At 76.4% G+C, this 17,576-nt stretch carries 19 protein-coding genes and 1 pseudogene; 13 read left to right on the top strand and 7 right to left on the bottom strand.

Annotated elements, in window-relative coordinates; translation table 11 throughout:
* Positions 1–464: 464 nt before the first annotated feature.
* Positions 465–965 carry a DUF2505 domain-containing protein gene (locus BMZ33_RS18690; RefSeq protein WP_091114406.1) on the top strand — a complete coding sequence of 167 codons (501 nt, stop codon included), beginning with the start codon at positions 465–467 and terminating at the stop codon, positions 963–965.
* Positions 966–983: 18 nt separating this feature from the next.
* Here BMZ33_RS18690 and BMZ33_RS18685 read toward each other — a convergent pair whose 3' ends face one another.
* From BMZ33_RS18685 to BMZ33_RS24270, 3 genes and pseudogenes are all read right to left on the bottom strand, one after another.
* The gene (locus BMZ33_RS18685) at positions 984–1,181 is read right to left on the bottom strand and encodes a hypothetical protein (RefSeq protein WP_091114403.1); all 198 of its coding nucleotides are present in this window, start codon (positions 1,179–1,181) and stop codon (positions 984–986) included.
* A 9-nt stretch (positions 1,182–1,190) separates the two neighbouring features.
* The gene (locus BMZ33_RS23515; protein ID WP_244524302.1) at positions 1,191–3,275 is read right to left on the bottom strand and encodes a carboxyl transferase domain-containing protein; all 2,085 of its coding nucleotides are present in this window, start codon (positions 3,273–3,275) and stop codon (positions 1,191–1,193) included.
* Between the two features lie 161 nt (positions 3,276–3,436).
* A pseudogene (locus BMZ33_RS24270) lies at positions 3,437–4,273 on the bottom strand (ATP-binding protein); the annotation flags it as partial.
* A gap of 104 nt (positions 4,274–4,377) precedes the next feature.
* Here BMZ33_RS24270 and BMZ33_RS24550 point away from each other — a divergent pair.
* Both BMZ33_RS24550 and BMZ33_RS18675 read left to right on the top strand, forming a co-directional pair.
* A complete protein-coding gene (locus BMZ33_RS24550; protein WP_280139239.1) occupies positions 4,378–4,509 on the top strand; it encodes a hypothetical protein in 132 nt (43 codons plus the stop codon).
* Between the two features lie 119 nt (positions 4,510–4,628).
* A complete protein-coding gene (locus tag BMZ33_RS18675) occupies positions 4,629–5,870 on the top strand; it encodes a serine/threonine-protein kinase (RefSeq protein WP_091114401.1) in 1,242 nt (413 codons plus the stop codon).
* Positions 5,871–5,898: 28 nt separating this feature from the next.
* On the opposite strand, the gene BMZ33_RS18670 is transcribed toward BMZ33_RS18675, so the two are convergent.
* Positions 5,899–6,930 carry an NAD-binding protein gene (locus BMZ33_RS18670; RefSeq protein WP_091114397.1) on the bottom strand — a complete coding sequence of 344 codons (1,032 nt, stop codon included), beginning with the start codon at positions 6,928–6,930 and terminating at the stop codon, positions 5,899–5,901.
* A gap of 95 nt (positions 6,931–7,025) precedes the next feature.
* Between BMZ33_RS18670 and BMZ33_RS18665 the strand changes: the two genes are divergently transcribed.
* Positions 7,026–7,532 carry a mycothiol transferase gene (locus tag BMZ33_RS18665; protein WP_091114394.1) on the top strand — a complete coding sequence of 169 codons (507 nt, stop codon included), beginning with the start codon at positions 7,026–7,028 and terminating at the stop codon, positions 7,530–7,532.
* On the opposite strand, the gene BMZ33_RS18660 is transcribed toward BMZ33_RS18665, so the two are convergent.
* Positions 7,505–8,641, bottom strand: a complete 1,137-nt coding sequence (locus BMZ33_RS18660; protein ID WP_169064548.1) for a glycerate kinase — start codon at positions 8,639–8,641, stop codon at positions 7,505–7,507. The genes BMZ33_RS18665 and BMZ33_RS18660 overlap by 28 nt on opposite strands.
* A gap of 38 nt (positions 8,642–8,679) precedes the next feature.
* On the opposite strand from BMZ33_RS18660, the gene BMZ33_RS18655 reads away from it, so the two are divergent.
* Positions 8,680–9,861: an acyl-CoA dehydrogenase family protein gene (locus BMZ33_RS18655; RefSeq protein ID WP_091114383.1), complete on the top strand. Its 1,182-nt coding sequence runs from the start codon at positions 8,680–8,682 to the stop codon at positions 9,859–9,861.
* Between the two features lie 27 nt (positions 9,862–9,888).
* Here BMZ33_RS18655 and BMZ33_RS18650 read toward each other — a convergent pair whose 3' ends face one another.
* Positions 9,889–10,155: a hypothetical protein gene (locus BMZ33_RS18650; protein WP_091114562.1), complete on the bottom strand. Its 267-nt coding sequence runs from the start codon at positions 10,153–10,155 to the stop codon at positions 9,889–9,891.
* 207 nt (positions 10,156–10,362) lie between these two features.
* On the opposite strand from BMZ33_RS18650, the gene BMZ33_RS18645 reads away from it, so the two are divergent.
* Positions 10,363–10,671, top strand: a complete 309-nt coding sequence (locus tag BMZ33_RS18645) for a hypothetical protein (protein WP_091114380.1) — start codon at positions 10,363–10,365, stop codon at positions 10,669–10,671.
* Positions 10,672–10,678: 7 nt separating this feature from the next.
* Here BMZ33_RS18645 and BMZ33_RS18640 read toward each other — a convergent pair whose 3' ends face one another.
* Positions 10,679–11,122 (bottom strand): MarR family winged helix-turn-helix transcriptional regulator, encoded by a 444-nt coding sequence (locus BMZ33_RS18640; RefSeq protein ID WP_091114377.1) that lies wholly within the window; start codon positions 11,120–11,122, stop codon positions 10,679–10,681.
* Positions 11,123–11,142: 20 nt separating this feature from the next.
* Between BMZ33_RS18640 and BMZ33_RS18635 the strand changes: the two genes are divergently transcribed.
* From BMZ33_RS18635 to BMZ33_RS18605, 7 genes are all read left to right on the top strand, one after another.
* Positions 11,143–12,195, top strand: coding sequence for an ABC transporter substrate-binding protein (locus BMZ33_RS18635; RefSeq protein ID WP_169064547.1), 1,053 nt, complete (start codon positions 11,143–11,145; stop codon positions 12,193–12,195).
* Between the two features lie 77 nt (positions 12,196–12,272).
* Positions 12,273–13,718: an APC family permease gene (locus BMZ33_RS18630; RefSeq protein WP_091114374.1), complete on the top strand. Its 1,446-nt coding sequence runs from the start codon at positions 12,273–12,275 to the stop codon at positions 13,716–13,718.
* Positions 13,715–14,737 (top strand): acetamidase/formamidase family protein, encoded by a 1,023-nt coding sequence (locus tag BMZ33_RS18625; RefSeq protein WP_091114370.1) that lies wholly within the window; start codon positions 13,715–13,717, stop codon positions 14,735–14,737. The genes BMZ33_RS18630 and BMZ33_RS18625 overlap by 4 nt, the downstream gene beginning before the upstream one ends.
* 67 nt (positions 14,738–14,804) lie before the next feature.
* Positions 14,805–15,884, top strand: a complete 1,080-nt coding sequence (locus tag BMZ33_RS18620; RefSeq protein WP_169064546.1) for a sigma-70 family RNA polymerase sigma factor — start codon at positions 14,805–14,807, stop codon at positions 15,882–15,884.
* Positions 15,881–16,783, top strand: a complete 903-nt coding sequence (locus BMZ33_RS18615; protein WP_091114367.1) for an STAS domain-containing protein — start codon at positions 15,881–15,883, stop codon at positions 16,781–16,783. Before BMZ33_RS18620 ends, BMZ33_RS18615 begins: the two co-directional genes overlap by 4 nt.
* Positions 16,780–17,184, top strand: coding sequence for an STAS domain-containing protein (locus tag BMZ33_RS18610; RefSeq protein WP_169064545.1), 405 nt, complete (start codon positions 16,780–16,782; stop codon positions 17,182–17,184). The genes BMZ33_RS18615 and BMZ33_RS18610 overlap by 4 nt, the downstream gene beginning before the upstream one ends.
* On the top strand, positions 17,181–17,471 hold the full coding sequence (locus BMZ33_RS18605; protein ID WP_091114364.1) for a phosphatase RsbU N-terminal domain-containing protein: 291 nt from the start codon (positions 17,181–17,183) through the stop codon (positions 17,469–17,471). The genes BMZ33_RS18610 and BMZ33_RS18605 overlap by 4 nt, the downstream gene beginning before the upstream one ends.
* The last annotated feature ends 105 nt before the right edge of the window (positions 17,472–17,576 follow it).

The following is a 17,576-nucleotide window of genomic DNA, read 5'->3' as shown; positions in this document are numbered from 1 at the left end:
GAGCCCACGCCAGAGCCCACGCCAGAGCCCACGCCAGAGCCCACGCCAGAGCCCACGCCAGAGCCCACGCCAGAGCCCACGCCAGAGCCCACGCCTACCCCGACCACCGAGCCGACGCCCACGCCGGAACCGACGCCCACCCCGGGTCCCGAGTCGCCGGACTGCTCCGCGGTGGAGCCGGCTCCGGCGGACGGGACAGCCGCGAGCGAGCCGGCCCCGGCTGAGGGGACGACGCCGACCGCGACGGTCCCGACCTGCGCCGCCCCGTGCCCGGCCCAGCCGCCGGAGCCCGCGGTCGTGCCCCCGGCGACCGACTCCGCGGCTCCAGCAGCCGCCACCTGCCCCCCGGTCGAGCCGGCACCCGCCCCCTGACGGGCGGCCCCCGAGGGCGACGCCCCCAGGCTCCGTGCGCGCCCGTGGCGCACCCGGTGCGCGGCGCGCCGCGGTCCGGACGAGGATGAGGCGTGCCCATCGACGTCACCCGGACCTACGCCGCCGACCCCGACCGCGTGCTCGCCGTCCTCACCGACGAGGCCTTCCTCCGGGAGGTGGCCCGCGAGCTGGACGCTCAGGTACAGGAGGTGGCGACCGGCACGGACGGGCCGGTCACGACCACGCGGGTGCGCCTGTCGGCGCCGACGACCGGCATCCCGCCCGTCTTCGCCCGGTTCGTCGGCGCCACGGTGCCGGTCGCGCAGGTCACCACCTGGACGCCGGACGGCGACGGCGGCCACCGCGGCGACCTCGACCTGCGCGCGGAGATCATGGGCCGCGCCGCGCTGGTGACCTGCGAGCGGCGGCTCACGCCGGCCGACGGCGGCACGCGGGCCACGGTGACCGGCGACGCGCGCGTCGACGCGCCGCTGATCGGCCGGCAGGCCGAGGGCGCCGTGCGCGACCTGGTCACCCAGGTGGTGCTGCGCCTCGAGCACGAGGTGCTGCTGCGCCGCCTCGCCTCGGCCTGACCGGGCGCGACCCCCGGATCAGGGCGCGACCGGACCCCAGCGGGCGACGTCGCCGCCGCCCTCGTCGGTGAGCAGGTACCCGGCCGCGCCCTGCGGGTCGCTCGCGCGGTGCTCCTCGACGGTGCGCACCGCCTCGTCCTCGGCGGTCCTGGCGTCGGCGGCGTCCCACTCGCGGAGCACGGAGCCGTCCGCGGTGGTCAGGCGGTATCGGGTCACGACCGGACGCTAGGGCGCCGGGGTGAGTCCGGCCAGCGCGCGGACCAGCACGTCACGGGTGTCGGCGGGGTCGACGACGTCGTCGACCTCGAACGCCGACGCGACGTTGAGCGCCCTGCCCTGCGCGTAGGACCCCGCGACCAGCTCGGCGAAGCGGGCCGCCCGCGCCTCCGGGTCCAGCGCCTCGAGCTCCCGCCTGTGCCCCAGCCGGACGGCACCCTCCATGCTCATGGGCCCGAACTCGCCGGTGGGCCAGGAGAGCGTGAGCACCGGCGCGCGCAGGTCACCGCCGAGCATGGCCATCGCGCCGAGCCCGTAGGCCTTGCGCAGCACCACCGCCAGCAGCGGCACCGGCAGCTGCGCACCGGCGACGTAGAGCCCGCCGAAGCGGCGCACGGTGCCGGTGCGCTCCGAGTCCGGGCCGACCATGAACCCCGGGGTGTCCACCAGCGAGACCACCGGCAGCCGGGCCGACGAGCACAGCCGCAGGAACGCCGCGGCCTTGTCCGCCGCCTCGCCGTCGATCGCCCCGCCGAGGTGCCGCGGGTCGTTGGCCACGAACCCGACCGGCCGCCCGTCGAGCCGGGCGAGCGCGGTGACGATCCCGCGCCCGAACCCCGGCCGCAGCTCCAGCACGCTGCCGGCGTCGGCCAGCGTGGTGACCACCGGCCGCACGTCGTAGCTGCGCACCCGGTCGGCCGGCAGCGCCGTCCGCAGGGCCCGCTGGTCGGCGGGCTCCCCCGGCCGCACCCGCCCGGTCAGCAGCCCGACCGCCTGCCGGGCGGCGGCGACGGCCGCGGCGTCGTCGGGCACCACGACGTCGACCACGCCGGTGGCCGCGTGCACCGCCGTCGGCCCGACGTCCTCCGGTGCGACGACGCCCAGCCCGCCGGCCTCGATCATCGCCGGCCCGCCCATGCCGATGCTGCTGTCCTCGGTGGCGACCACGACGTCGCAGCAGCCCACCAGGGCGGCGTTGCCGGCGAAGCAGTACCCGGAGACGACCGCGACCGTGGGCACCCGCCCGGCCAGCCGCGCCATCGTGGTGAAGGTGGGGACGTCGAGCCACGAGAAGCCGGCGACGTCGGTGTCGCCGGGCCGCCCCCCGCCGCCCTCCGCGACGAGCACCACCGGCAGCCCCCGCTCGGCCGCCAGCTCGAGCAGCCGGTCGGTCTTGCGGTGGTTGGTGTGGCCCTGGGTCCCGGCCAGCACGGTGTAGTCGTAGGCGAGGACCGCGCAGGCGACGCCGTCGACCTCGCCGATGCCGGTGACCATGCCGTCGGCCGGCGTCCGCGCGACCAGCTCCGCCAGCGACCGCCGCGCGCGCTGCGCGGCGATGCCCAGCTGGCCGTACTCGACGAAGGTGCCCTCGTCGACCAGCGCGGCCACCGTCTCCCGCGCGGTCAGCCGCCCGGCCGCGTGCCGGCGGGCGACCACCTCGGGCCGGGCCCCGTCGAGGGTGGCGGCGCGCCGCTCGCGCAGCTCGGCCAGCTCCGGGCGGACGGCGTCGGGGTCGGTCCCGTCGGGTCCGGTGGCCTCGTCGCCGACCTCCCCGGGGACGACGCCGCCGAGCACCGTCCCCGCGGTCACCACGTCACCGGCCCGCACCCGCAGCCCGGTGACCACACCGCCGGCGGGGGCCGGGACGACGTGCTCCATCTTCATCGCCTCGAGCACCACGAGCGTCGCGCCGGCGGCCACGGCGTCGCCCTCGGCGACGGCGACCTCGACCACCGCCCCCAACAGCGGCGCGGTCACCGGCAGCACGCCGTCCACGGCCTCCGGCGCGACGGCCGGGCGGTCGGGCACGAGGTCGGCGAGGCGGGCGTCGACCAGGTCGGTGGTGGCCCGCCCGGCGGCCGGCTCGGGCAGCGCGAGCAGCGCGGTGAGCAGGTCGCGGTTGGTGGCGACGCCGGCGACGTCGAGCTCGGCCAGCGCCCGCGCCGTCCCGGCCAGCGCCCGCGGCAGGTCGCGGTCGTGCACGACCACCTTGGCCAGCAGCGGGTCGTAGCGCGGGCTGACCTCGCCGCCGGGCTCGGCGGCGGTGTCCACGCGCACGCCGCGGCCGGTGGGCGGGACGAAGCGCCCCAGCACCCCGGCGGCCGGCTGCACGGTGCCGTCGGGCAGCAGCGTCTCGGCGTTGACCCGCGCCTGGACGGCGACCCCGCGCGCGGGCGGCGGGTGACCAGCTCCAGCTCGGCCAGCGTCGCGCCCCCGGCCAGCCGGAGCGCCACCTCGACGAGGTCCAGGCCGGTGACCTCCTCGGTGACCGTGTGCTCGACCTGCAGCCGCGGGTTGACCTCGAGGAAGGCCACCTCCCCGCCGCGGACGAGGAACTCCACGGTCGCCAGCCCGCGGTAGGACGCCGAGCCGCACAGCGCGGTGGCGTGCGCGGCGAGCCGGGCGCGCAGCGCGTCGTCCAGCGCGGGCGCGGGGGCGATCTCCACCAGCTTCTGCCGGCGCCGCTGCAGCGAGCAGTCGCGGTCGCCGAGCGCGACCACCGCCGCGCCGTCGCCGGCCACCTGGACCTCGACGTGCCGCGCCCCCGTCAGCAGCCGCTCGAGGTAGACGGCGTCGTTCCCGAAGGCCGTCCGCGCCTCCGACCGGCAGCGCTCGAGGACCGCGGGCAGGTCGGCGACGTCGTGGACGGGGCGCACGCCCCGCCCGCCGCCGCCGGCCAGTGCCTTGACCATCGCCGGACCGCCGCCGAGGAAGGCCGCCGCGTCCTCCGGGCCCGGGTCGGCACCGGTGGCGGCGAGCACCGGGACGCCCCGCTCCACCGCTCGGGCGCGCGCGGCCGTCTTGTCGCCGAACAGCGCCAGGACCGCGGGGTCGGGCCCGACGAACGTGATCCCGGCGTCGGCGCAGGCCCGGGCGAGGTCGGGGCTCTCGGCGAGGAACCCCCACCCGGGGTGCAGCGCGTCGGCGCCGGCCTGCCGGGCCGCGCCCACCACCGCCGCGACGTCGAGGTAGGCCGCCGGACCGGTGCCGGGCAGCCGGACCCAGGAGTCGGCCCGCCGCACGTGCAGCGCGCCGGCGTCGTCGTCGGGGGCGACGGTGGCCAGGCCGAGGGCCGCGGCGGTGCGCAGCACGCGGACGGCGACGTCACCGCGGTTGGCGACCAGCAGCCGGGGAGGGCTCACGGTCGCCGGAGTCTAGGGAGCGGGCCGGGTCGGGCCGGGGCAGGCTGTCGGGCATGACGACGCCGCAGCAGCCCGACCCGGGGACCCCGCAGCCGCGCGACATCGCCCTGGAGATGGAGACCGAGGAGACGGCCGCCGACCTCGAGGCGAAGAGCGACCCGGAGGAGCCCGCGAACCCGGCCTGACGCCGGCCGGTCCCGACCGGGGCCGGCCGGCGCCGATGCCCGGACCGATGCGGATCCGTCACCGCCGGCAGGGCCCGACTTGGGGGCGACGCCCAGGGTCCGGGCGTACTGTCCCGCCCATGACCGCCGAAGCGGGTACCGGACGGCTGGTCGCTGGGCGCTACGTCGTGGACGGCGTCCTGGGCCGCGGTGGCATGGGCGTGGTCTGGAGCGCCACCGACCAGGTCCTCGGCCGCAGCGTGGCGCTCAAGGAGGTCGACTTCCCGACCCACCTGAGCACCGAGGAGCGCGACGCGCTGCGCCGCCGCACCCTGCGCGAGGCCCGGGTCGCGGCCCGGCTGGAGCACCCGTGCGCCACCACGGTGTACGACGTGGTCGAGGAGGACGGCCGGCCCTGGCTGGTCATGGAGCGTGTCGACGCGCGCAGCCTGCAGGAGGTCGTGCACCGGCACGGGCCGCTGCCCTGGGCGACCGTCGCGCGCATCGGCCTCGACGTGCTCGGTGCCCTCGAGGCCGCCCACACCGCCGGCATCGTGCACCGCGACGTCAAGCCGGCCAACGTGCTCGTCGGGCGGGACTGCACCGCGCACCTCACCGACTTCGGCATCGCGGTGACCACCGACGACCCGTCGATCACCACCACCGGGGCGATCATCGGCTCGCCGTCCTACATGGCCCCCGAGCGGGCCCGCGGCGAGGACGCCGGCCGGGCCGCCGACCTGTGGTCGCTGGGCGCCACGCTCTACACCGCCGTCGAGGGCCGGCTGGCCTTCGAGCGGGGCGAGCCGATGGCCACCCTGTACGCGGTCGTCACCGAGGAGCCCGCGCCGATGGAGCGCGCCGGGCCGCTGGAGCCGGTGCTGCGGGGGCTGCTCACCAAGGACCCCGCCGCCCGGATGGACGTGCCCGCCGCCCGCGCCGCGCTGGAGCGGGCCCTGTCCGGCAGTCCCCTGGGGACGACGTGGACCCCGCCGGACACCGACGACGGCCCCGCCCGGGAGGACGGCGCGACGCTCGGCGGCGGCGTGGAGCGCTTCGACGCCGACGACCTGCGGGCGCTGGCCTCGCTGCTGGGCACCGTGGCGCGCGACGCCCGCGACCAGGCCCGGCACCTCGCCGAGCGGCACCGCGAGCGCAAGGAGCGCCGCGCCGCCCGCACCGCCGCTCCCCCGCCCCGGCCGGCACCGCCACCCCCGACCCCGCCGGCGCCGCGGGCGCAGGCCCCGGCCCGCGCCCGCGGCCGGCGCCTGCGGTTCAAGCGCCGCTGGGTCGTCGTCCCCGTCGTGCTCGTGGTGCTCGCCGTGCTGGGCGCGCTGGCGGGGGTGGCCGCGCTGCTGGCCGCCGCCCTCGGCGTCCTCTGACCTCCCGGGCGCAGCCGGTCCCGAAGGGTCAGCGGCGGGCGGTCAGCCGCGCGGGGTCGAGCCGCTCGTCGGCGACGTAGTACAGCGTCGCACCCTCGGGGACCGGGGTGTCCCAGCGCGGGCTCACGACGAGGCCGTCGCCGGTGCGCAGGGCGAGCAGGGTGGCGCCGAACTCGCGGCCGAACTCGGTCTGCCAGTCGCCGTAGCTGCGCCGCGCCGGGCCGGCCGGCACCTGCAGCGAGTAGGTGTTGCCGTGCCCGCCGGCGGTCATCAGCTCGTTGTAGACCTGGGTCAGCCCCGGGTCGGCCGCCTCCTCCGACAGCAGGAACGGCATGTGCCACTGCACCACCTGCACGCCGGGGTTGACGTAGCGCAGGCTCTCGCGGCGGCCGAGGTCGCGCACCGCGGCGACCAGGTGCACCCGCGGGTTGGCGTGGTCGACGGCGACCGCGATGGCCAGCGTCTCGTTGTCGTCGCGGCCGTCGACGACGACCGTGCGCGCGCGGTCGACGCCGGCGCGCGCCATCACCTCGGCGTGCGTGAGGTCGCCGCGGACGAACGACACCTGCTGCTGCTCGGGCATCGGGTTGACCGGCACGTCGTCGTGGGCGCACAGCGCGATCCGGGTGCCCGGCTCCACGCACAGCTCGGCGACGATCCGCTCGGTCCGCCCGGGCGTGTAGCCCAGGACGACGACGTGGTCCCGGAGGTCCAGGGCCACCACTCCTCTCAGCCGCCTGCCCCGCACCGTCTGCAGGGCGGTGGCCAGCTCGGTGAACAGCAGCGTCAGCGTGACGATGCCGCCGACGATCACGTAGGCGCCGACGACGTGGCCGGCGGCGGACACCGGGAAGAAGTCGCCGTAGCCGACCGTGGCGGCGGTGACGACGAAGTACCACCAGTAGTTGCCCGGGGCGACGATCTCGCTGCCGGCCGGCTCCGCCAGCGCCATCAGCCCCCAGCTGGTCAGGAAGACCAGCACGGCCACGGCCAGCGGCAGCCGCCAGCCGCTCAGCCGGACGCGGACGGTGCGCAGCAGCCGGAGCAGGAAGAACGGCAACGCGGGACCCCTCGACGCACCGGGCGGACACCGCAACCTACCGCCGCCGGCCCGCCCCGGGCGTCCCCCGCGAGCGGGACGGGTAACGCTGCGGCATGCGCAGCAGCGACCTCCTCCAGTACGCCTACGCCCAGGTCGGCGAGCACCTCCGCGACGCCGTCGACGGCCTGTCCCCCGAGCAGCTGGCGCAGCGGGCCGGCCCCGACGCCAACCCCGTCGGCTGGCTGGTCTGGCACGCGCTGCGGGTGCAGGACGACCACCTCGCCGAGGTCGCCGGCAGCGGGCAGGTGTGGACCGCGCAGGGCTTCGCCGGGCGGTTCGCCCTGCTGGTCGACGACGCCGCGACCGGCTACGGGATGAGCAGCGCGGAGGTGGCCGCCGTCCGGGTGCCGTCGGCCGGACTGCTGGTCGAGTACCTCGACGCGGTGCTCGCCCGCAGCCGGGAGTTCCTCGGCGGCCTGTCCGACGACGACCTCGACCGCGTCGTCGACGAGCGGTGGGACCCGCCGGTCACCCTCGGCGTCCGGCTGGTCAGCGTCCTCGACGACGACCTGCAGCACGCCGGCCAGGCGGCCTACGCCCGGGGGCTGCTCGGCGGCTGAGGCAGGTGCGCCGGCAGCAGCCGCGCGGCGAGCTCGGTGAGCACCGGCGCGGGCTCGGCCAGGCAGCGGGCGACGTCGGGCTCGACGTCGACCAGCGCGCCGGCACCGGCGAACCCGGCCGCCCGCAGCTCGGCGTCGGTCAGCTGCACCCGCCCGGCCAGCCCCACGCACGGGACGCCGGCCGCGCGGGCCCGGGCGAGGACGACGGCGGGCGCCTTGCCGCGCAGCGTCTGGGCGTCGAGGCTGCCCTCACCCGTGACCACCAGGTCGGCCCCGGCCAGCGCCGCGTCCAGCCCGACGAGGTCGGCGACCAGCTCCGCGCCGGAGGACACCGAGGAGGTGAGGACGGCGGCGATCCCGGCCGTGGTGCCGCCGGCCGCGCCCATGGCCGCGATCCCCTCCAGCTCGACGCCGAGGTCGCGCCGGACGACGGCGGCGAAGCGGGCCAGCGCGGCGTCGAGCTCGGCGACCTGCTCGGGCGTGGCGCCCTTCTGCGGCCCGTACACCGCGGCGGCGCCGGCCGGGCCGGTCAGCGGGTTGTCGACGTCGGTGGCCACCTGCACCTCGACGTCGCGCAGGCGGGGGTCGGCCGAGCCGGCGTCGACGCGGTCGAGGCGGGCCAGGCCCGCGCCGCCGGGCGGGACGTCGGCGCCGTCGGCGTCGAGCAGCCGGACACCGAGGGCCTGGAGCAGGCCGGCGCCGCCGTCGGTGGTGGCGCTGCCGCCGAGGCCGACGACGACGCGGGTGGCGCCCTCGTCGAGGGCGGCCAGCAGCAGCTCCCCGACGCCGCGGGTGGTGGCCGTGGTCGGGGCGAGCTCGTCGAGCAGCCCCAGCCCGGCGGCCGCGGCCATCTCGACCACCGCCGTCGTCCCGTCGACGGCGAACTCCGCCTCGACCGGGCGGCCGTCGGGGCCGGTCACCGTCACCGTCCGCGCGCTGTAGCCGGCGCGCAGGGCGGCGGCCACGGTGCCCTCCCCGCCGTCGGCCATCGGGCGCAGCAGCACCTCGGCGTCGGGGCGCTCGCGGAGCAGGCCGCGGGCGACCGCCTCAGCGGCGTCCGCGGCAGCCAGGGAGCCCTTGAAGGAGTCGGGGGCGATCACGATCCGCACGACCGGCAGCATGCCGCACCCGCGCGTAGCGTCGGATCGTGACCGAGCCGTCGTCGCCCGACTTCTACGCCCTGGAGGACCTGCTCACCCCCGAGGAGGTCGCCGTCCGCGACCGGGTGCGCAAGTGGTGCGACACCGAGGTGCTGCCGCGGATCAACGACTACTGGGAGCGGGCGGAGTTCCCCTTCGAGCTGGTGCCCGGCTTCGCGGAGCTGGGCATCGCCGGCGGCACCGTGCAGGGCTACGGCTCCCCCGGCATGAGCGCCGTCGCCGCCGGTCTGGTCGCCGCCGAGCTCGCCCGCGCCGACGGCAGCGTCGGCACCTTCAACGGCGTGCACAGCTTCCTGGCGATGCAGTCGATCGCCATGCTGGGCTCGGAGGAGCAGAAGGAGCGCTACCTCCCGGCGATGGCCCGGATGGAGAAGATCGGCGCGTTCGGCCTGACCGAGCCGCGGCACGGCTCGGACGCCGTCGCCCTGGAGACCCGCGCCCGCCGCGACGGCGACGTCTTCGTCCTCGACGGCCAGAAGAAGTGGATCGGCAACGGCACGATCGCCGACCACGTGATCATCTGGGCGCGCGACGAGGAGGGTGCCGTCGGCGGGTACGTCGTCGACAAGGGCACCCCCGGGTTCACCGCGACGGTGATGACCGGCAAGACGGCGCTGCGGGCGGTGTGGCAGGCCGAGATCACCCTCGAGGGCGCCCGCGTCCCGGCCGAGAACAAGCTGGCGAACTGCCGGTCGTTCAAGGACGTCTCGACCGTGCTCGACCGCACCCGCTACACCGTGGCCTGGCGGGCGCTCGGGGTGGCCACGTCGGCCTACGAGCTGGCCCTGGCGCACTGCCTGCAGCGCGAGCAGTTCGGCCAGCCGATCGCCGGCTACCAGCTGGTGCAGGAGAAGCTCGCGACGATGCTCGCCGAGATCACGACCATGCAGCTGATGTGCTGGCGGCTCTCCAGCCTGGCCGACGCCGGCCGGATGACGGCGGCGATGGCGTCGCTGGCCAAGCGGCACTGCTGCGCGACCGCCCGGCGGATCGTGGCCGACGCCCGCGACCTCTTCGGCGGTGACGGCATCCTGCTCGAGCACCACATCGCCCGGCACCACGCCGACATCGAGGCGATCTACACCTTCGAGGGCACCGACCACGTGCAGGCGCTCATCATCGGCCGGGAGATCACCGGCCACTCGGCGATCAGCGGCCGGCGCCGCTGACCCGCCGTGCTCCCCCGCCGGTGCCGGTCAGCCGGCGCGGCGCAGTGACGGCGTCTGCCCGAGCCCGCTGAGCCGCCGGCAGTCGGGGCAGGCGGTGCGGCCGGTCCCCACGCGCTCCCACTGCTGGGAACCCCACACCTGCACGATGGCCCCGCAGACGGCCAGCTCCACCTCCCCGTCGAGCTCGCTGGTCGGACGATGGGCCTCGACGGCGTGCCAGGGGCGGCTCTCTCCGGCCGGGCGGTCCTGGGACCACCGGTCGGGCCGGGCGAACCCGACCGCGTACGCATCCACGACCCAGGTGTGCCCCGGGTCACAGCCGGTCAAAACACCTGATCAGGTGGCCCGGGCGCCGCTCCCCGCGGGCGTTCCCCGTGCCCCCGGGGTCCGGCAGCACCACCGGTGGACGAGGAACACCCCCGGAGGTGACCACCTCCAGGCACCGTCACCGCCCTCCCGGCGTTACCGTCGGGAGGCAGCACGTCGGGAGGAGCAGGGACGGTGGAACCAGTCAGCCTGGTGGTCGGTGCGGTCCTGCTGGCCGCCGGCTTCGTGGCCGGGCGGATCGGCCGCCGGCGCCCCCCCGCCGGGCCGCCGCCCCTCCCGACGCCGGTGTGCGGCTGCGGCCACACGCTCAGCCAGCACGACACCGCGACCAACACGTGCTACGCCGAGCTGCGCCGCGACTCCTACGACAAGCGCGGCCGCTGGGCCGGCCACACCTGGGTGCCCTGCACCTGCCGGCAGTACGTCGGCCCGCGGCCGATCGACGAGGTCTTCGTCCCCCGCGTCCTCCCGCCGGCGGAGTGAGGCGTCGTCAGACGAGGTCGGTGAGCGCGCGGACGAGCGCGCCCACCCGCCCGGCGCCCAGCTCGGCCGCCAGCGCGGACTCGTGCGCAACCACCAGCGCCTCGAGCCGGTCCAGCCGCAGCCGCCCGCCCGGGGACAGGTGCACCAGCACCCGCCGGCCGTCGCCGGGGTCGGGCAGCCGGTAGGCCAGGGCGGCGTCGACCAGGCCGTCGACCAGGCGGGTCGCGGTCGGCGGGGGCAGGCACAGCACCGCGCCGAGCTCGCTCATCGAGCGGCCGGGACCGGAGGCCAGCGCGCGCATCACCCGGTAGGTGTCGAGGGTCGCGCCGTCCTCGGCCAGCGCCGCGGTCACGCCCCGCGCCACCCGCCGGGAGACCAGGGTGAGCAGCTCCACCAGCGAGGGGGGACACGTCGTGCCGTCCACCCCCGCGGCCTGCTGCTCGACCGACATGAGCGCACCATACTCAGTCCGTGCCGCGCTGGACCGTCCCGATGGACGCGTGGGAGGCCGCCGTCACCGGCCGCGCCCCGGGCGTCGTCCGGGTGGGGCTGGCGGTGCCGCTGTCGGGCCCGCTGGCGATGACCGCGCCCTCGGCACTGGGGCTGGCCACCCTGGCCGCCGGCGAGCTCACCGAGGCCGGCGGGGTCCGCGGCCGTGCGGTCGAGCTGGTCACCGTGGACGCCGGGCGCCGTCCCGCCGAGGTGGGTGCCGACGTCGCCGCGCTGCAGGCCGCGGGCGCGCTGGACGTCGTCGTCGGCTTCTCCACCAGCGACGTCTCCCACGCCGTCGCCCGCGTCCTCGCCGGCCGCACCCCCTACGTCTTCACCCCGCCGCACGAGGGCGGCCGCGTCACCCGCGGGGCGCTGCGCATCGGCTCCTCGCCGCTGGCCCAGCACGCCGCCGCGCTCGCCTGGCTGGTCCGGCACCGGCGCGCGCGGCGCTGGGTGCTGCTGGGCACCGACTACGTGTGGCCGCAGGCGGTGCACCGCGCCGCCCGCGCCGTGCTGCGCGACCTCGGTGCCGACGTCGTCGGCGAGCTGCTGGTCCCCTTCGGCCCGGCCGACCCCGGCCCCGCGCTGGACCTGGTGCGCCGGAGCGGTGCCGACGCCGTCCTGCTCAGCCTGGTCGGCCGCGACCTGGTGACCTTCAACCGCGCGTTCGGCCGTGCGGGCCTCGGCCGCCGCGTCGTGCGCCTGTCCGGGGCGCTGGAGGAGAACGGCCTCTACGCGATCGGCGGGGACGACACCGGCGAGCTCTACGCCTGCATGCCCTCCTTCGCCGCCGCCGCCGCCGCCGCGGCCGACGCCACCGACGAGGGCCAGCTCGCTCTGCAGGAGCGGCTGGCCGCGCACGCCGGGCCGGACGCGCCGGTCGTGTGCGCCTACGCCCGGGGCGTCCACGACGGCATCCGCGCCGCGGCCGGCCTGCTCGACGACCGGACGGCGACCCGGCCCCGGCCGCCGCGGGTCCGGCTGGCCCGCGCCGACGGGCTGGTCTTCCGGGAGGTCGGTCCCCCGGCCTGACCCCGGTGTTTCCGCTTGGAAGGATCTCGGCCTACCCTCCCCGCGTCCGGCGAGCGAGCCGGCCGAGAGGAGGAGTCGTGAGCGACCCCCGCACCACCCAGTCCTCGCCCGCCACCGGGAGCTCCGGTGCCGGCGCGGTCCCCGCGGCCGGCGCCGCCGGCGTCGAGGAGTTCGGCTACCGCCAGGAGCTCAAGCGCTCGCTGAGCTTCACCGACCTGCTGGTCTACGGCCTGGTCTTCATGGTCCCGATCGCGCCGTTCGGCATCTTCGGCGGCGTCTTCCAGGCCAGCGGCGGCATGGTCGCCCTCGCCTACGCGATCGGCGGCCTGGCCATGGCCTTCACCGCCGCGTCGTACTCCCAGATGTCGCGGGCCTTCCCGATGGCCGGCTCGGTCTACACCTACGCCGGGCGCGGCATCGCCCAGCCGGTCGGCTTCATCGCCGGCTGGATGATCCTGCTCGACTACGTGCTCGTCCCCGCGCTGCTCTACCTCATCGCCGCCATCGCGATGAACTCGATCATCCCCTCGGTGCCGGTGCTGGTCTGGCTGATCGGCTTCGTCGTCCTCAACACCGTGGTCAACTACTTCGGCATCGAGTTCACCGCGCGGGTCAACAAGATCATGCTCGTCGGCGAGCTGATCGTGCTCGCGGTCTTCCTGGTCATCGGGGTCGTCGCGCTGGCCTCCGGCGAGGGCCGCGGCTTCGACTTCTCACCGATCTACAACGCGGACACGTTCTCGCTGGGGCTGGTCTTCGGGGCCGTGTCGGTCGCGGTGCTGAGCTTCCTGGGCTTCGACGGCATCTCCACCCTCGCCGAGGAGAACCGCGACTCGGCCCGCTCGATCGGCAAGGCGATGATCGCCGCGCTGGCACTGGCCGGGACGCTGTTCATCGTGCAGACCTGGGTCGCCGCGCTGCTCGTGCCCGACCCGGACACCCTCATCGCCGAGGGCGACGCGGCCGGCACCGCCTTCTACGACGCCGCCGCGGTGGCCGGCGGCGCCTGGCTGAGCACGCTCACCGCGGTGGCGACGGCGGTCGCCTGGGGCTTCGCCAACTCCCTCGTCGCCCAGGCGGCCACCTCGCGGCTGCTGTTCGCGATGGCCCGCGACCGGCAGCTGCCCGGCTTCCTCCGGCAGGTGCACCCGACCCGCCGGGTGCCGGTCAACGCGACGCTGCTGGTGGCGGCCGTCTCCCTCGTGCTCGGCTGGTACATGACCACCCGCGAGGACGGCATCACGCTGCTGTCCACGCTGGTGAACTTCGGCGCCCTCTCCGCGTTCCTGCTGCTGCACGTGTCCGTCGTCGTCCACTACGTGGTGCGGCGGAAGAGCCGGAACTGGTGGCTGCACCTCGCGGTGCCCGTCCTGGGGTTCGCGATCCTGGTCTACGTGGTCATCAACGCCCAGGTGACCGCCCAGCGGCTGGGCTTCGTCTGGCTGCTCGTGGGCCTCGGGCTGATGGCGTTCCTCGTCGCCACCGGCCGGAAGCCGGAGATCCGGGCGGAGGAGCGACTGTGACGGCGTCCCTCGAGGTCGTCGCGCTGGAGCCGACGCCCGACCAGTGGCGCTGGTCCTTCGGCGGCGGCGAGCCGCTGCTGACCGTCGCGCCGGGCACGGTGGTCGAGCTGACGACCGAGGACTGCTACGCCGGCAAGGTGCGCAGCGTGGACGACCTGCCGAGCGTCGTGTGCCGGTTCCCGTACCTCAACCCGGTGACGGGGCCGATCGCCGTCGAGGGCGCCGAGCCCGGCGACACCCTCGCCGTGCACCTGGTCGACATCGCGCCGGCGCGCGACTGGGCGGTGTCGAGCACCTTCCCGCACTTCGGCGCGCTCACCACCACGCACAGCACGGCGATGCTGCACGACCCGCTCGAGGAGCTGGTGTGGCTCTACGAGGTCGACCGCGAGCGCGGCACCTGCCTCTTCCGCCCGCGCCGCGGCGGCCCGGAGGTCGAGCTCCCGCTCGACCCGATGCACGGCACGATCGGCGTCGCCCCGGCGTCCGGCGAGGTGTTCGCCAGCATCACGCCCGGCGCGCACGGCGGGAACATGGACACCCCCGAGATGCGCGCCGGCACGACGGCGTACTTCGGCGTCAACGTGCCCGGCGGTCAGCTGTCGATCGGTGACGGGCACTGCCGGCAGGGCGAGGGCGAGGTCTGCGGGACCGCGGTCGAGTCGGCGATGCGCACCGTGGTCGTCGTCGACCTGGTGAAGGGCGGCGGCCCCGCGTGGCCGCGGCTGGAGACCGACGAGTTCCTCGCCTCGACCGGCTCGGTGCGACCGCTGGAGGACGCCTACCGGGTCAGCCAGCACGACCTGGTGACCTGGGCGGCGGAGCTCACCGGCTGGGACCGCCTCGACGCCCTGCAGCTGGTCAGCCAGGCCGGCCTGGCGCCGGCGGGCAACGTGGTCGACACCAACTACACGATGCTGGCCAAGCTGGCCAAGCGGTACCTGCCGGGTGCCGTCGCCGCCGACGGAGTCCACCAGCGGTTGCGGGAGACCGCTGCCGCCTACCTCGCGCAGCGCTGACCTGCGGTGCGTCCCGGCGCCCCGCAGCGGGCGCCGGGACGCACCCTCCGGCGGTAGCGTGCCGCGGGTGGAGGCCGCGGAGTGGGTCGGGGGGCCGCCGGTGCGCGACTCCGACGCCGTCGCCGCGCTCATCCCGATGGTCCGGCGCATCGTCGCCGCCCGCGTCGCGGACGTCACCGCCGCCGAGGACCTGGTCCAGGAGACCCTCGCCCGCGTGCTCGCCGCCTCCGGACGGGTCGAGCCCGGCATGCTCGAGCCCTACGCCATCGCCACCGCGCGCAACGTCGTCGCGACCGCCTGGCGGGAACAGGACCGGCAGCGGCGCAACCAGCACCGCGTGGTCGACCTCACCGCGCCGGACCTCCCCGAGGGCGGGCTGCTCGCCGAGGAGGAGCGGTCCGCCGTCGCGGCGGCGCTGGCCCGGCTCTCCGAGCGGGACCGCCAGGCGCTGATCGCCCACGAGGTGTCGGGCCGGGACACCCGGTCGCTGGCCGCCGAGCTCGGCTCCACCGCCGGCGCCGTCGCCGCGCAGCTGCACCGCGCGCGGGCCCGGCTGCGGGTGGAGTACCTGCTCGCCCGCGACCGCACCGAGCCCCCGACCGACCGCTGCCGTCCGGTCCTGTTCGCCCTGTCCAGCGGCGACCGCCGCCGGCAGCGCGAGGTCGACGCCGGGCGGCACCTGCTGGAGTGCGACGTCTGCGCGGCGCTCGGCCAGCCGCTGCTCGAGCGGGCCCCGCAGCGCGACGACGAGGTCCGCATCCCGATCGGGGGCGACGCCGACGTCGTCGCGGCCCGGCAGGCCGCCCGGGAGCTGGCCGGCCGGCTCGACTGCTTCTCCCCCACCGACCTGACGCTGCTCGCCACGGCCGTGTCCGAGGTGACCCGCAACATCGTCAAGTTCGCGGGCTCCGGCGAGGTGGTGGTGGAGGTGCTCGACGAGCCCCGCCGCGGCGTCCAGGTGACCGCCCGGGACGCCGGCCCCGGCATCCCCGACGTCGAGCGGGCGCTGCAGGACGGCTACAGCACCTACGCCGGCCTGGGCCTCGGCCTGCCCGGCGCCCGGCGGCTGATGGACGAGTTCGCGATCGCCTCCGAGGTGGGGCGGGGCACGACGGTGACGATGACGAGATGGTGTGGTGACCGATGAGCAGCACCCAGGGAACGGCTCCGACGACGGCGACCGCCGGGTTCGACGGCCCCGGCGAGGACCAGCTGCTCCCCCAGCTCGTCGCGCACCTGCGCGAGCACCGCGCGCGGCTCCGGCACGAGTGGTCCGACCGCATCCAGCAGGCCGGGCTGCTGCACGCCATGACGCCGCAGGAGATGGCGGCCGAGACGACGTCGGTGTACGACAACTACGTCGAGGTGCTCGAGACCGGCAGCGTCGAGGCGCTGCAGCGCTACGCCCGCGACCTCTCCGAGCGGATCATCCCCCGCGGGGTGGAGACCCACGAGGTCGTCGGCATCGTGCTGCTGCTGCGCGACGTGCTGGCCCGGTCGCTGTTCGAGAAGTACCAGCGCGACTTCGGCCTGCTCAACCGCGTGCTCGACGCCTACGAGCCGGCGGCCAACCGCATCGCCAACACCGTCGCGGTCAGCTTCGTCGAGGAACGCGAGCGGGTCATCCGGCAGCAGCAGGACGCGCTGCGCGAGCTGTCCACCCCGGTCCTGCCGGTGCGCGAGCGGCTGCTCATCCTGCCGATCATCGGCGTCCTGGACAGGGAGCGGGCGCGCCAGCTCACCGAGCAGCTCCTCACCGGCATCCGCACCCACCGCGCCCGGGTGGTGGTCGTCGACATCACCGGCGTCCCCGAGGTCGACGAGTCGGTGGCCAACCACCTCGTGCAGACCGTCGACGCCTCCCGTCTCATGGGTGCCAGCGTCATCATCACCGGCCTGTCGCCGAAGATCGCCCAGACGCTGGTGACCATCGGCGTCGACCTCAGCAAGATGGACACGATCGGCGACCTGCAGGGTGGGCTCGAGGAGGCCGAGCGCCTCCTCGGCTACCGGACCGCCAGGGACGACGGGACGGCGGTCCCGTGACCGGGCCCCGGCTGGTCTCGATCCTGCGGCAGGGGTCCTACCTGATCGCCTCGATCCACACCGCTCTCGACGACACCGAGATGACCGCCTTCCAGCACGACCTCGTCGAGCGCATCGGCCGCGACCGCGCGCGCGGGGTGGTCATCGACGTCGCCGCGCTCGACGTGCTGGACTCCTTCGCCAGCTGGACCCTGCGCACGATCGGCGAGGTCGCCCGGCTCCGCGGCGCGGTGACCGTGGTGGTCGGCATCCAGCCGGAGGTGGCCTTCGCGATGGTGGCGCTGGGGATGGACACCGGGTCGGTGCGCACCGCGCTCGACCTCGAGGAGGGACTGGCCTTCCTCGACCGCGTCGTCGGCCCCCGCCGGCCGGCGACCGCGACCCGGGGCGGGCCGGCGTGACCGGTGTGGAGGGCTTCGCCCGCGACTACCGCGTCGCCTTCCTGACCCACCTCGCCCGGCGGTCGGAGACCTCGCTGAACCGCGGCTACGAGCTCGGCCGGGCCGCGGTCACGCAGGGGCTGGGCATCCTCGAGGTCGTGCACGTGCACCACGAGGTGCTGCTCGGGGTCCTGCGCGGGACCCCCGCCGGCGAGCTGCCCGACGTCGCCGCCGCGGCGTCGGAGCTCCTCTGCGAGGTGCTGGCCACGTCGGACATGGCCCAGCGGACGCTGCTGCGCCCGCGCTGAGGGCGGGGCCCCTCCGCCGGCGCCGGGGACGGTCACCGACGGAGGGGCGAGGTGTCCCGGTCGGGGACGGCGACGGGGGCGGCACCGTCCCCGGCCGGGGGTCCC

The organism is Geodermatophilus dictyosporus (assembly GCF_900115505.1).
Lineage (GTDB): Bacteria > Actinomycetota > Actinomycetes > Mycobacteriales > Geodermatophilaceae > Geodermatophilus > Geodermatophilus dictyosporus.
This window is presented reverse-complemented; position numbering and strand designations above follow the sequence as displayed.